General features: G+C 31.8%; 11 protein-coding genes and 1 pseudogene. 1 reads left to right on the plus strand and 11 read right to left on the minus strand.

Going from position 1 to position 14,579, the window contains the following annotated elements:
* Positions 1 to 514, plus strand: a pseudogene (locus tag FOL89_RS17820) (IS982 family transposase); the annotation flags it as partial.
* A gap of 222 nt (positions 515 to 736) precedes the next feature.
* Here FOL89_RS17820 and FOL89_RS13295 read toward each other — a convergent pair.
* The 11 genes from FOL89_RS13295 to FOL89_RS13345 all read right to left on the minus strand — a co-directional run bounded on the left by FOL89_RS13295 (position 737) and on the right by FOL89_RS13345 (position 14,578).
* On the minus strand, positions 737 to 2,650 hold the full coding sequence (locus FOL89_RS13295; RefSeq protein WP_144283287.1) for a S8 family serine peptidase: 1,914 nt from the start codon (positions 2,648 to 2,650) through the stop codon (positions 737 to 739).
* Positions 2,651 to 2,818: 168 nt separating this feature from the next.
* On the minus strand, positions 2,819 to 3,502 hold the full coding sequence (locus FOL89_RS13300) for a hypothetical protein (protein ID WP_144283288.1): 684 nt from the start codon (positions 3,500 to 3,502) through the stop codon (positions 2,819 to 2,821).
* A gap of 929 nt (positions 3,503 to 4,431) precedes the next feature.
* The gene (locus tag FOL89_RS13305) at positions 4,432 to 5,118 is read right to left on the minus strand and encodes a hypothetical protein (protein WP_144283289.1); all 687 of its coding nucleotides are present in this window, start codon (positions 5,116 to 5,118) and stop codon (positions 4,432 to 4,434) included.
* A 2-nt stretch (positions 5,119 to 5,120) separates the two neighbouring features.
* Positions 5,121 to 5,984, minus strand: coding sequence for a dTDP-4-dehydrorhamnose reductase (gene rfbD, locus FOL89_RS13310; RefSeq protein WP_144283290.1), 864 nt, complete (start codon positions 5,982 to 5,984; stop codon positions 5,121 to 5,123).
* A gap of 3 nt (positions 5,985 to 5,987) precedes the next feature.
* Entirely contained in the window at positions 5,988 to 6,473 is a 486-nt protein-coding gene (locus tag FOL89_RS13315) for an acyl-CoA thioesterase (protein ID WP_144283291.1), read from the minus strand.
* 65 nt (positions 6,474 to 6,538) lie between these two features.
* On the minus strand, positions 6,539 to 7,042 hold the full coding sequence (locus FOL89_RS13320) for an OmpH family outer membrane protein (RefSeq protein ID WP_144283292.1): 504 nt from the start codon (positions 7,040 to 7,042) through the stop codon (positions 6,539 to 6,541).
* A 74-nt stretch (positions 7,043 to 7,116) separates the two neighbouring features.
* The gene (locus FOL89_RS13325) at positions 7,117 to 7,665 is read right to left on the minus strand and encodes an OmpH family outer membrane protein (protein ID WP_144283293.1); all 549 of its coding nucleotides are present in this window, start codon (positions 7,663 to 7,665) and stop codon (positions 7,117 to 7,119) included.
* 4 nt (positions 7,666 to 7,669) lie between these two features.
* Positions 7,670 to 10,207: an outer membrane protein assembly factor BamA gene (gene bamA, locus FOL89_RS13330; RefSeq protein ID WP_144283294.1), complete on the minus strand. Its 2,538-nt coding sequence runs from the start codon at positions 10,205 to 10,207 to the stop codon at positions 7,670 to 7,672.
* A 29-nt stretch (positions 10,208 to 10,236) separates the two neighbouring features.
* Entirely contained in the window at positions 10,237 to 10,986 is a 750-nt protein-coding gene (locus FOL89_RS13335) for an isoprenyl transferase (RefSeq protein WP_144283295.1), read from the minus strand.
* Positions 10,987 to 10,993: 7 nt separating this feature from the next.
* Positions 10,994 to 11,887, minus strand: a complete 894-nt coding sequence (porG, locus tag FOL89_RS13340) for a type IX secretion system protein PorG (protein WP_144283296.1) — start codon at positions 11,885 to 11,887, stop codon at positions 10,994 to 10,996.
* 210 nt (positions 11,888 to 12,097) lie between these two features.
* A complete protein-coding gene (locus tag FOL89_RS13345) occupies positions 12,098 to 14,578 on the minus strand; it encodes an exopolysaccharide transport family protein (protein WP_144283297.1) in 2,481 nt (826 codons plus the stop codon).
* Position 14,579 lies beyond the last annotated feature (1 nt).

The raw sequence follows: 14,579 nt of genomic DNA on the forward strand, positions 1-14,579 counted from the left end.
CATAAAACCTTTAAAAACATTGCCCAAAAAGGACAATGTTCTCTGGGGTGGTTTTATGGATTTAAACTTCATTTGATTATTAATGACAAAGGTGAAGTTTTAGATTTTATCCTAACAACAGGAAATGTAGATGACCGAGAACCACTGAAAAGTATGGATTTGCATAAATGTATTTTTGGAAAACTATTTGGTGACAAAGGTTATATTGGGAAGGATTTGTTTGAACAGCTTTTTATTGATAGAGTTCATCTCATCATGATGAATAAAGAAGAATATGAAAAATTCTTTAATGCTTTTACAAGACAAAATTATGCTCAGAAAAAGAGCTTTGATAGAGTCTGTCAACGATGAATTCAAGAATATTTGTCAAATAGAACATACCCGTCACAGAAGTTTTGATAACTTTATTCTGAATATTTTGTCGGCTTTAGCAGCTTATTCGTTCTTTGATAAAAAATCATCAATAAACACCAAGGGCGACATTATTGATGAAGATAGATTGATTGCGGCTTAAATCGAACTCACGTTAAATTAAGTTTTATAAAATGTTTTACAAGCTTTTTTCAAGTAAGACTTTAGCAAGATTATACAAATTATTTTTAAGTATATACTAATACTTAAATTATTGAGCTTTCAAATAACCAACAAAAAAAGGATGGTTAAGCCATCCTTTAACTAATCAAAGTCGAATTATACAGCGACTTATTATTTTTTTATTAATATGCATTATTAAAAGCTATTCTTTAATAAATTTAAAACTACTTGGTGTATCATTTCCATCTTTAATGTTCGCAATATAATTTCCACTTTTTAAATTGCTAACATCCAGTTTACCATTAATAAGTTTAGAAGATAAAACTAATTTACCTGAGATATCATATATAACAACTTCTGTATTGTTACGAATTTCACTTATATATATATAGTCTTTTACAGGATTTGGATAGAAATTAATATCAACCTTTTTCTGTGAAATATCCTTTGTTGACAACATGGATAAATTGTCAGAAGTAACGATTAGCGTATATTTCTGTGAATTATTTAATAGATTCCCTTTATGACTAACGGTGATTACATAATCCCCAGACGGATTATCTATATCTACTCTTTCAAAATTATCAACATTATTAGTAGAATTACGTGTTGCAGGTGAATTTGGAGCAGACATACCTTGCAGTTTCCAAGGATAAAATGTAGACATATTTTTAGTAACTTTAATATCTAAATCATTTACTAAATATATATCTGAAGGATCTATTGTCCCATTATTTTGAGATGATGAAGCTGGATCAGTCCAAGATATTGAAACCTTTAGTGGTTGAGTCCCGCTTGCTGTAATAGTTTTACTATAAGTTTGACCATTTTGCAATGTTAACTCTTCTATTATACTTTTTGAACCACTTGTATTATTTTTATCACGAATAGTAATCGCTGCTTTTTCCGCATTAACCAATCCCCAACCATAAGAATAATCTGGTCCAACCGTACTTCCCGCTTCATCAGCTGTATGAAGTATTAATCCTTTCACTGTAGCCGATCTCATAAACCCACTATACAATTGATTATGAAACTGTTGGAGCAACAAGACCACTCCAGTGATTCCAGGTGAGGCCATTGAAGTTCCACTCATAAAGCCTGTAGCAGTATCTGAACTATTAAGTGTAGACCTAACCTGCACACCTTTTGTTGAAATATCCGGCTTTATTCTTCCATCATCAGTTGGGCCCCAGCTACTGAAACTAGACATCACCACACTTGAAGGTCCTACATAATTACTCACTTGTTCTACGGCAGCAACAGTTATAATATTCTTTGCATTACCATGACCAAATATCATATCATAACCATTTTTTTGAGAAATTTGAGTTGATCCTGGTGGAGTAGTTTCATTACGATCATTTCCAGCAGAAAAAACTGGCAAATAATATGGATTTTGAAAACAAATTTGATCTATTTGTCTTGCTCTACTATCATAAGCTCCATAAAACCACAAAGAGTTCAATGAACCGAAACCATAAGAATGATTAGATGTCAATAAGCCAGTTGATGCTTCATTCGTCATCTCTAATAAGTCATTATTCCAGTTATAAGAATTTATACTTGAGTTAAAAGCAACACCTCTTACTAAGGCATTAATTCCCTGTGCTGCAATAGTTCCAGCAACATGTGTTGCATGATCATCCCCGGTTCCGCCATCCAAGATATTAACTTTAGGAAAACTGCCTAATACAAATTCTTGATGAGTAGATCTAACACTTCCTCCATCCCACACGCCCGCTATCATATTCTGACCTTGAATACTAATGCCTAAAGAGCCTCCACTGTAAAGCCTATTTGCTCTGGCTGTAGTTGCAGCTCCTACATTATGTGTTTGAGCATATATTAATTCCCCGTTAGGATTAACACCAACAATTTCTCTTTTAGCGCTGCTATTTTTTAAAATTTCAATTCTTTTAAAGTTTGGATTATTTATCAAGAAATCCTCTAACCTAATCTTTGATTCTTTCTCGTTATAAAATAACTTATCAACAAGTTCTTGATTAGCTTTTTGATCAGATGAAGAAGCTATTTTAGTTTTTTCTTCTAAAGATTGTGAAAGAAAAAAATTTGGCACCATTAACAAACCTATAAAGTAATATTTACAATTCATTATTATATTTTTTACAAAAGTACATTTTTTTTAAAACATTATTCAAGTCGTTTTTTTTATAAATATTTCTTGATACTACACTAAAATATTAAGAAATAATGTAAAATAAAATACTTTATTTTCAAAACCCAATAAATTAGGTTAAAAAAATTATTTATTGAGTTTTATTTAATTATCTAAGAATTTCATAAGTTTCTTTAGTTCATCTTCATTATGAAATTTAATTTTATTCTCTTTAAAGAAAGTATTCAGTTGTTGTTTTTTGGCAGGGAATTCTTCAATAATATCTTTAATGTTTTTAGGCTTTTTAATATATCCATTTTCAGTTTTGATGTAGAAAATAGGATCTTGAGTTTTAAACATAGCAGGTTTATCACTAGAATAAGTATTCGATGCAGGAATGACATCAATAAATTTAGTTTGAACCTTTTTATAAAGAGAAACATTCTTTCCGTTATATAACTCAAAAAAATATCCACTTAAATTATCATTTGTCTCTAAAAAAATCAATGTTTGTCTTGGTGATATAATCTCTATTCTTTGGAATTTGGACTCATTTGGAAGAACCATAACCTTCTCATCTTTTTGAAATTCTATTTGATCTGTATACGAATTATATCTAACAGGTATTTTTTCATAATTATAAGCAACATTTGCCATTGAAAAATTCACATTCAAATATGGAGAACCTACAATTTCGTCATAATTTAGTGCTCTTCCTGAATTTTTCGAGGTAATAAGTCTAGAAAAAGTACTTCCTTCGGCAAAGTCTGCCCTAGAAAGAATCATTCCATTTTGAGCAAAACTAATATTAGATGATATTAATAAAATACTAAAGATTGCTATTTTCATTTTTTATTTTATATTTTTATTTATATTAAAGTATCAAAAATACAAATTTAATCTATTATATCAGAGATACTTATTCTTTTTATGTTTTTTTTAAAATTTACATGATAATTTTTGAGTGAATTATGTTTAAATTTTAATTTTTCGAGAAATTTACCATTTTTATTTTGAGTATTCTTTCATTACTATAGTTACTTATAAAAAATAATAATATTTCATTATTATTTTTTTCTACGACCCAATTTAATATTAATGATGATTGTCTTAAAAGCAAAAATCTATATTCTTCACAGATTATTTATTCCTGAATTCCTGTATGTTCTCCTAACCCTTTTTCTTCTCAATAATATCTTCCATTAGTAATTCTGTAAATTTAGTTTGTTTAAATATATCAAACCTGAAATTACGACACAAATTTCATTGAAAACAAGTTAACTCATGAGCTGATATACTTTCTTACTTAGCCTATAGATTGGAGTGAAAATTTTCAATTATTTTATATATTAAAATTTGTTTGAAGAGACTAACTAAATATCAACCCTGTAAGTAAGCTCTTGCCTATCCTTTTTTAACCAAATTCCTTCTTTCTAAATTTTCATAGGTGAAATAAATATTAACTGTTCACATTTAAAATGCCGCTTGATATTTGATTCATCTAAGAAATGACCTCCAGAATTTTCTAACTCTTAAAACTTTTTTTAAAAATTTTCAGCCATAAAAATTATCTTTATATCACCAGCAACAATCAATACTACAACGGATTTATCAACTATTTTTGATTATAAAACCTTTAACTTAATAACATTTATATCACAAATAATAATTAATTTTGTGAAATCTTTAATGAATTATTAACCTACTAAACATAAACTGATTATTCAAGCATATGTAAAATTAATTCTACAATTTGAAACAACAATCAGTAGCCATTGTTATTTTGTATTTTCCAAATAAATCATTCTCAGAAAATCCCCATAAGAGCGATCCAAAACGGTGATATCTCCGGATTTAAGATTAATTCCAGGCTCGCCATAAGTATTTGAACGAACTTTAAGTGAAGAAACCTGAAAATATTGAGCAGAAGATCCTGGTTGCCCGGAAACTCTAATGGTAGATCCTAATAATTTTTTAGTGGAAATTACATAGGTTTCTCCGGGAATGGTTTTAATTGACATAAATGATCTTGGCTGCAGAGTATACTCCTGCTTATTAACGCTTATCTTCTGTGGTTTTGAAGATGAGGAAAATAAATAAATCAGATCTGAAGATTTTGAGAGTTCTTCTTTAGGAGAGTAATAGAGTTTAATTTTATAATTAGCCGGATTAAAAGGCTGACTTTTCCCATCAATAGTTTCTATCGGTTGATAAGCAAATGAATTAGCACCAATATCCTTTGCTTTCTTATAAACATTCGAGAAAACCGCAAAATCATTATCTGAGAATCCTATCACATCAATTTCTCCAAGATATTCTGCATTTGTAATATCTTTTTCTATCTGAAATAAATATTGATCATTATTGTCATTTGTCTTTTCAACTTTTGAAAGATAAATATTCTGTGCATCTAAGAATAATCCTGACAAAAAAAATATACAAACCGCAATATTTTTCAAATTCATATTTACTTTATTAATAATTTAACACAATCCTCAAGACTATTCTCCCAGTGCTTAGGCTCAATTTGATATATTTTTTCAATTTTATCTAAATTCATTGTACTTCTTTTAGGTCTTTTAGCCGGAGTAGGATATTCTTCTGTCTTCAGCGGATTCAACTTTACTTTTGAATGGGAAAGTTCTGCAATTTTATTTGCGAAATCAAACCAATTAGTTTCGGGATAATTTGAGAAATGGAAAATACCAAAAGTTTTATCTGAATGTACAATAATATTCATAATCGCCTCGGCTAAATCATTGGCATTGGTGGGCTGACCAAACTGATCTGAAACAATTCCAAGTTCATCACGCTGGGAAAATAAATTGAGCATTGTTTTTACAAAGTTTTTATTGAACTCTGAATACAGCCATGATGTTCTCAAAATAACTGTTTCCACATTATTTTCTAAAGCTAGCTCTTCGCCCAGAAGTTTGGATTTTCCGTATACTCCTACAGGATTTGTAAAATCATCTTCAGAATAATCTAAATTGGTTTCTCCGTCAAAAACATAATCTGTAGATATATGAATGAAAGTCGTATTGTATTCAGCACATGAGGCAGCAAGGTTAGCAACGCCGTACGAATTGACAGCAAAAGCTTTTTCTTCTTCTTTCTCTGCCAGATCTACAGCTGTATATGCAGATGCATTAACGCAAAAGTCTGGTTTATGCTCTTCAAAAAAATCATTCACTTTTCCTTCGTCAGTCACATCTAAAGTCTGAGAATCAGCAAAAATAAAATCGTATTCCAATTCAAAATCAGGTGCGATTTTTCTGATACACTTTCCGAGCTGACCGTTTGCTCCTACAACAAGTATTTTCTTTTGCATGGCTTATGAATTTTTGGCGTTTTGTATTCTTAAAAATTTTGATCTGGACTGAAAATCTTTTTGATCTAAATCAACAAAAAATTTCCCAAATGTTTCTTTGATTTCTTTTGGGTGCACTTCAGATTTTCTTGTTTTAACATTGAAATAAATTACCGTCACCCAGAGTACAGCATGAATTGTTTTTTCATCCTGACTTTTCATCAAAATTTCAACCTTCGCCGTTCTGTCTCCTACGTCAATTGTTTTACTGCTGATTAGTACCTGATCATTGTATCTAACTTCTTTAAGATAAGCTATTTCATTCTGAATGGCGATCCATGTACAGCCGGTTTTCTGAGTATATTCTTCGTAAGTAAATCCATAAAATTCTTCTACATGGTCTTCTCTTGCATTGAACATATATTCAAGATATTTGACATTGTTAAGATGACCGATAGGATCACAATCACTGAATCTTACTTTTACGGTTGTAGAAACTTCTTTATTCATAATGCAAAAATAAAAAAACCACCTCTAAAAAGAAGGTGGTTATAAAAATCTTTTTTACAATGATATTATTGTATGTTTAATTCTTTTTTAACAGCAGGAGTAGCATCCGGACCAGCTTTGTATAAAATACCTGTAGAATTTGAATCCATCACATATTCATAACTGTTTGCTTTAGCTACTTTTTCGATAGCTGCATTAAGTTTCTTTTCAATTGGATCATAAGCAGCTGTTTGTTTTGCTAAAAAATCTTTCTGCGCTCTATCCTGCATTTGTTGAATCTCTTCTCCTAATTTTTTCATTTCTGCTTCTCTTGCAGCATTTTCTTCAGCTGTTTTTTTAGCAGCCTCAGTTTGATATTGCTGAAATTTTGATTGAGCAGCATCTGCTTTCTTTTTGATTTCAGCCTCTTTAGTATCTGCAAAAGTTTTCAACTCTGTATCTGCTTTTTTCTTTTCCGGCATTGCATTAAGAATCGCTGCAACATCCAAAGTAGCAATTTTTTGAGCTTTTGCCATACCTACAGAAACAACCATCATTACTGCTGCAAATAATACACTTAATTTTTTCATAACGGGTAATAAATAATTAATTTGTTTTTAGATTTTAAATTTAAGTAAAAGTTAAGTTCCGAAAAAAACTTTTACTATTTTTTGTTTGATTTTTTCTCTTTGTCTTTAGTTCCTTTTAATAAAATGTCTAATACTTTATCTGTATAGTCATATCTTTTTTGAAGAAATATTACGTTTACATCATTGCTTTTATCAAAAACGATACCCAAGCCATTTTTCTCTGACATTTCTTTAATTGCTGTCCAAATCTGATCCTGAAATGGTTGTACGAGATTAGTTCTCAACTGAGTAATTTCACCATTTTTACCAAATCTTAGACTGGTTGTGGTTTTAATGCTTTTATCCAAATCTAAAACTTCTTTCTCTCTCAGCTTAAGCTGATCGCCGATCAACAAAACTCTTTCATTTTCAAAAGCTGATCTTTTTTGGTCATATTCAGCCTGCAATCTTTGCAAATCCTGCTCCCATGTATCAATCTGAGCATTAAGTCTTGCTGCTGCTTCCTGATATTCCGGCATTTTGTTTAAAATATATTCAGTATCTACCACACCTATTTTTTGAGCATTGGTGAAGCTGAATAATAAAAAAGCAAAAATAGCAAAGAATGTTTTAAAATTTTTCATGTCGTTATAAAGATTGGTTCATCAGGAAGTGTGTTTTGTTACCGGACACATTTCCGTCAATTGTTTTATCAAATCCGTATGCGAAATCAAATCCTATTAAACCAAATGCCCCCATATAAACTCTCACCCCCACACCAACAGATCTTTTAAGCTGGAAAGGATTATATTTATTCCATGAGTTCCAAACGTTCCCCCCTTCCGCAAAAGTAAGTCCGTAAATCTTCGCAGTCTGATTTAATGAAATAGGATATCTTAACTCTAACGTAAATCTGTTATAAATAGTACCTCCTCCTCTTTGAGTAATATCTTCAGCCTGACCTCCGTAAGTAGAAGCATTTTCGTAACCTCTCAACGGAATCAACTCTCTACCGTCAAATCTACCACCGAAAAGACCAGTTCCACCTACATAAAATCTTTCAAAAGGCGGAGCTCCCAAATCTTTGTTGTAGCCATCCATAAAGCCCATTTCTGCGGAAGAACGCAGCACTAATTTTCCTATTACTTCATTGTAGACATCTGCCTTGAATTTAATTTTATAAAACTCCATCCACTTATACTTGTCTACCGGAGTCATAGTAGAATAGTTTTTATTGCTAAATAAAGAATATGGAGGCGTAAATTTTCCTGATAATTCTATATTAGAACCCACCGTAGGGAAAATAGGATCTATACCGGCAGAGTTTCTGCTTAATCCAATATTCAAACTTAAGTTGTTTGCGTTACCGTATAACTCTGTAGAGTCACCAAATTCGAACGGATAATTGCTAAAGTTATATTTCTGATACTGAATTCCTGTGTATAGAGAGAAGTAATCATCCGGCCATCTCAACCACCTGTTTAAACCTACAGTTGCAGAAAATATATTCAATCTCTGATCTGGTCCTGAAACTTGGCTATAATTTACTCTTGAGTTATTTAAGCTTACAGACAATGCAGTCGGTCTGGTTCCGAATAACCATGGTTCTGTAAAGGAGACCCCATAATTCTGGAAATATTGTCCTGCCTGAGCCTGAATAGATAAAGTTTGCCCATCACCTTGCGGTACTGGTCTGAAATCTTTAAACTTAAGGAAATTTTTCAATGAAAAATTATTAAATGTAAGACCTAAAGTTCCGATGAAGCTGTTACCACCATAACCCGCCTGGAGCTGTACCTGAGAAGACCCCTTCTCAACTAATTTCCAGCCGATATCTACGGTATTATCCTGTGGATTTGGCTGAATATCCTGGCCAATCTGTTGTGGATCGAAGAATGACATTGATGCCAAATCAAAGTATGTTCTTTTGATTTCTGTTTTCTTGAATAATTCTCCCGGTTTGGTTCTTAATGCTCTCAAAATTACGTGATCATGAGTAGTCGTATTACCAGACCAGGTTACTTTATTCCATGTTGCTTGTTCTCCTTCTGTAATTCTGATTTCAAGATTAATAGCATCACCATTGACGGATTTTTCTACAGGAACAACATTGGAAAATAAATAACCATTATTCATGTATAAAGATCTAAGGTCGGAATCATCTTCCTTACCCCCATCTTCCCCTACTTTTTTATTAAAACCAACAGCATCATAGATGTCACCTTTTTTGTATCCCAGCAAACGCTGAAGATATTCGGTAGGATAAACTGTATTGCCCACGAAAGTAATATCTCCTATGTAATATTTTTTACCTTCTTCAAGCTTTACGTTGATTTCGAAATTATCTTTCTTGTTTCTCCAGACAGAATCAGATACAATTTTAGCATCTCTGTATCCTAATGAATTGTAATAATTAATTAAGTTACGTTTGTCTTCCTGATATTTTTCTTCAATAAACTTTGAAGATTTTAAAATACCACCAATTCCAAATCTCTTTTGTTTAGTTTCTTTAAAGGCTTTCTTTCTTAGTTTGGAATCGCTGATGTTTTCATTCCCTTCAAACTCAATGTGGCTGATTTTAATTCTCTTTCCCTTATCAACATTAATAGTCCAGTCCACAAGATTAGGATCACTTGCATTGATTTTATCTTCAATCGTAATCTTAGCATCAGCAAAACCTTTCTTCACATAATCTTTAGGGATATTCGTTTTAAGACTGGAAACTAAATTCTGGGTAATTTTTGTACCCGGTTTCAGATTATTATCCTTTGTAAGTTTTTCGTTTTTAGATTTACCGATTCCTTTCCCTACAAATTTTACTTCACCAAGCTCTTTCAGATCCTGAAGATAAAACCTTAGAACAACCGTTTGCCCTTCAATGCTTTCAACATACACTTCAACCTCCGAAAAAGACTGAGAATCCCAAAGCTTTTTAATCGCATTGCTGATCTTCTGTCCCGGAATATCTACCTCTTCTCCTTTTAGAAGCCCTGTAAATCTTAAAATTTGTGCGGTTGAGTATTTTTTCACCCCATCTACAACAATATCTTTAAGAATATATGTTCCTGTTTGGTTTTCTGCAAGAACGGCAGCTGTATTTACCTTAGTGCTGTCCTGTGGAGTTACCTGTCCATAAAAATGTGCAGAAGCCGCAAACATAATGATGGGTAATAGTCTAAACTTCATTTTATCGTAATCTTTCTTTTCTTAAAAATTTATTGGATTTGAACTTGATCACCGGTAAGACCGTATCTTCTTTCCTTGTTTTGATAATCTACAATACATTGAAAGAAAATATCTTTGGTAAAATCCGGCCACAGAACATTTAAAAACTGTAGTTCTGCATAAGCTATCTGCCAAAGGAGAAAATTGCTGATTCTTATCTCGCCGCTTGTTCTTATCAGCAAATCAACAGGAGGAAAATCTTTTGTATAAAGATAATCTTCAAAAAGTTTTTCATCAATTTTTTCTATTTCTACTCTGCCTTCCTTAACATCTTTACTGATATTTTTCACAGCATTAAGTATTTCGTTTTGAGATCCGTAGCTTATCGCTAAGACCAAGTTTCCTTTTGTGTTTTCTTTTGTAAGATCTACTACTTTCAGCAGTTGATCTTTTACCAATGAAGGCAATTTATCTAAATTACCGATCACGTGCATCCTTAATCCTTTACTGAAAATCTCCTCTGCTTCCAGTAACAAGGTTTCTGTAAGCAAAGCCATCAGTGTATTTACTTCATCTTTAGGTCTTTTCCAGTTTTCCGAAGAAAATGTGTAAAGCGTAAGATAAGGGATATTGATTTCGTTGCATGCGTTGATTGCATTTCTTACTGCATCTATCGCATTTTTATGACCGAAAGTCCTTTCTTCACCTCTTGATTTTGCCCATCTCCCATTACCATCCATGATAATAGCCACATGTTTTGGCAAATTCTCAGAATTAATCTTTTCTTTTATCAATGACATCTTTTTCTTAATCACAATAACATGGTGGTCTTCCGAAAGAATACGTAAGTCCTACACTGAATGTATTCATCCAGTCTCTGGATTCTGTATCACCTAAAGCTCTCTTGCTGATAATTGAAGCTTCTCTTTCTTTAGACACAATGTAATAGTTCCCTGTTTCTAATAATGATCCCCCTGTATTTGGACTCAAAATATCTCCATTATAATTTGAAACAACATCTTTGGACAATACTTTGCTGTGATCCAGCTGATCCGTTAAAGCATACCGGAAAGTAGCTTCTGCAAATATTGCCCATCCATGATTGAATTTATATTTTAAACCCACTCCAAAAGGAATTTGAGCTACCGTTTTCTTTCCTAATGAGTACTCTGTTGTGGTCACAAAATCCAATTCATCAACAGGAGCTTGTGCAACTCCATCAGCATTTCTTCTGAAATCATGACTTATTGTAGCTTTCGGAGCATCAAACATCACTCCGCCTATACCCCCGAAAATATATGGACTCACCATACTCATCTGCTCATTGTTTACCGGAAAGAAATTATATTCAAAAACCAAACTTGCCTCATAAATATTATTCTTGCCAAACGAGTTTCGGTTTCTTCTGTATTCCTCTTTAGCCGCTTTATCACTAAACTGAACCTGATTGTATCCCAGATCTAATCTTACAGTCTGATGAGGATTAAAATTAAATCTATATAAAATACCACCATAAAAAGGAAAGCCTAAATCTGAAACTCTGTCCAAATCCAGAGGCTGCTGTAAAATGTAATTGGTTTTACCTATATCTCCCACAAGATTACTCATCCCTAATCGAATTCCCAATTCATTTCTTTGTGCTTTCATACTTACCACCGTTCCTAAAAGGGTAAGAAAGCTAAACAATAATTTTTTATTCATAAAGAATACGGATTTATGGTTATTTTAAAATTTAATTTTTGCAAATATAAAACATTTTTATATTAATGATATTCTTAATGTTTAGTTAAAAATAAACAAAAAAATATAATTTGTTATAAAGTAAACGACAAAGTAGCAAATTTATTCTTTTTTTAATACTTATGCCTAAAAAAATAAAAAAATAAACCCCGCTGAACAGGGTTTACATATTTATCTGTTAAAAATTGCTTTAATCTTATTTCTTACTTTGATAAGAAATGGTTCATTATAATTTTTATCTTCATCAAAATACCCATAACCATAGCCGTAACCATAGCCATAACCGTAGCCATAACCTTGTTTTACTACGTAATCATTATAAATTAAGCCTAAATGTTTAATCTCACCATTATGATATTTCTCAGTGATCATTTTAAGCATATATTTCTCAGTATATTCATGACGAACGATATATAAATTGGCATCAGAATGCTTCATCAATTCATAAGAGTCTGCAACTAATCCTACTGGAGGTGAATCTATAATAATAAAATCATAGATTTTTTTAAGCTCTTCTATAAACTGAATATTTCTTTCACTCATAAGCAATTCCGACGGATTGGGAGGAATAGGTCCTGACGTAGCAACATCCAGATTAGGAATATTGGTTTTATTGATAATCTGTTCGATACTTGTTTCACCTGTAAGATAATTGGATATACCAAATTTATTATCAATATTGAAATCTCCGAAAATCTTAGGCTTCCTTAGATCCATACCCAACAATATCGTTTTTTTATCACTCAAACCTAAAACAGAAGCTAAGTTGATAGACACATATGTTTTTCCTTCGCCCCCTACTGAAGACGTGATCAAAATCACTTTGCTTTTATGATCCTCACCTGATAAAAATCTTATGTTGGCACGAACTCCTCTAAAAGCTTCTGCAACAGAAGATTTGGGAGACTCCATAACGGTAAGCATATTATCGTTATTATTGTTACCAATAACCCCAAGTAAAGGAATTTTAGTCGCTGAAAGAAGTTCTTTAATGTTTCTTATTTTACTATCCAATAAACTTCCTATCAATATAAATACAAGCGGCAGTGATAAAAGACCACCTACGATAGCTACCTTAGTTCCTTCTATATTAGGTCCGATTGGTTTTTGTCCCAAGTTTTTTGCAGGATCTATCACACTGATATCCGACTGATTAGTGGCAAGTCTCATTTGACTCTCATTCTGTCTCGTAAGTAAACTATTATAAGTTGCCTCTATCATATTGTATCCTCTTTCTGCATCAAGATACTTTCTTTGTTTTTCCGGATATGATGAAAGGTCTGAACTTGCCTCTGCTATATCCTGATTAATCTTATTAATTTCAGTAGAGTAAACAGTATATACATTCCTTAAAGACCCAGAAGAATTTGCTTTTGCTTCACTAATAAGGCGGTTAATTTCTTTGATTGGTTCCGAAGTGGGCGTATAGATTGTAGAAAGTTCTCTTTTTTTAAGATAAAGTGCTTTTAATTCTGATACTGAGGCTGTGAAAAGTCCGTCATCAAAACCTGCTGCCGAAGGGCTGATCATTTTATCAAAGTTCTGACTTTCAACAGAATTTCTAATAGTTCTTAGTGAGTTTAATTTACTTAGAATATCCGCTTTTTTAGATTCAAGATTTTTTATTCTTTCCAGTGACTTTTCATCTCTGTTATTAATGTCATAAAGTTTTTCGGAAACTTTAAGATAATTGAGATATGCAGCGCTCGAATCCAGCTTTTTTCTTACAGAATCTAAACTTCCTTTTAGATAAATTTCTGTTCGCTTGTCAACAATATTCTTATCCATAAATCTTTTCTTTTGCAACTCTGCAACAGATTTATTAAGAAAGTCTACTGTCTCATTTAAATTATATCCAGACTTAGATATAATCATTATAGAATTTATTTCTTTATCAAAGTCAACATTTATTGTACTTACAATGCTTTTTACAGCATCATTTACAGTAGTGAGCCTTACAACAATATTCTCTAACCTTATTCTGGGAGTTTTTGGATTGGGTATCAGTCTAAACCTCAAATTAGGAGAATTATACCACTCATTAACTTTAATAACTTTATTTTTCGGTTTGGAATAATTACCAACATTTTGAAATCCTTCAAATTCAAAAGAATATAAATTGGAGGACTCTTCTTCTGGCAAACTTACTTCATAAGCATCACCTTTAGGAGTCAGCACAATAGGATAATTTACCTGTTGAAGGTGTTTTTTATCAATTTCTAAAAAAACAGGAGAATCATTTTTATCAAGATATGTTGATTTTATTACACCTTTGGTTTCATAATTAGTAAACAACCCTAATTCTTGTACCAAAAACTCATTATGCGATCTTGATAACAGCATTTTTTTCAGATAGACACCATTTTGATTGCCAGATTGTCCCCAAATAAAGTTTATGGACTGATTAGGAGAAAAATAACTTGAAGTACTATTAGAAATACTCAAAGAAAGGTTGGAAGAATATATGTTTTGCGCATAATATTTACCATAAAACCACGCAACAGCGTATCCTATGAAAAACATAAGCAAAAACCAATACCAATTCCTTAAAACTCTTCTTAAAAAATGTTCAATATCAAATAATGCAAAAGACCCATATTTATCTTTTTGTTCCTCTGTTTTACTCGTTGCATTTTGCTTTCCGGGAATCATA

This window comes from Chryseobacterium echinoideorum (genome assembly GCF_007474535.1).
GTDB lineage: Bacteria > Bacteroidota > Bacteroidia > Flavobacteriales > Weeksellaceae > Chryseobacterium > Chryseobacterium echinoideorum.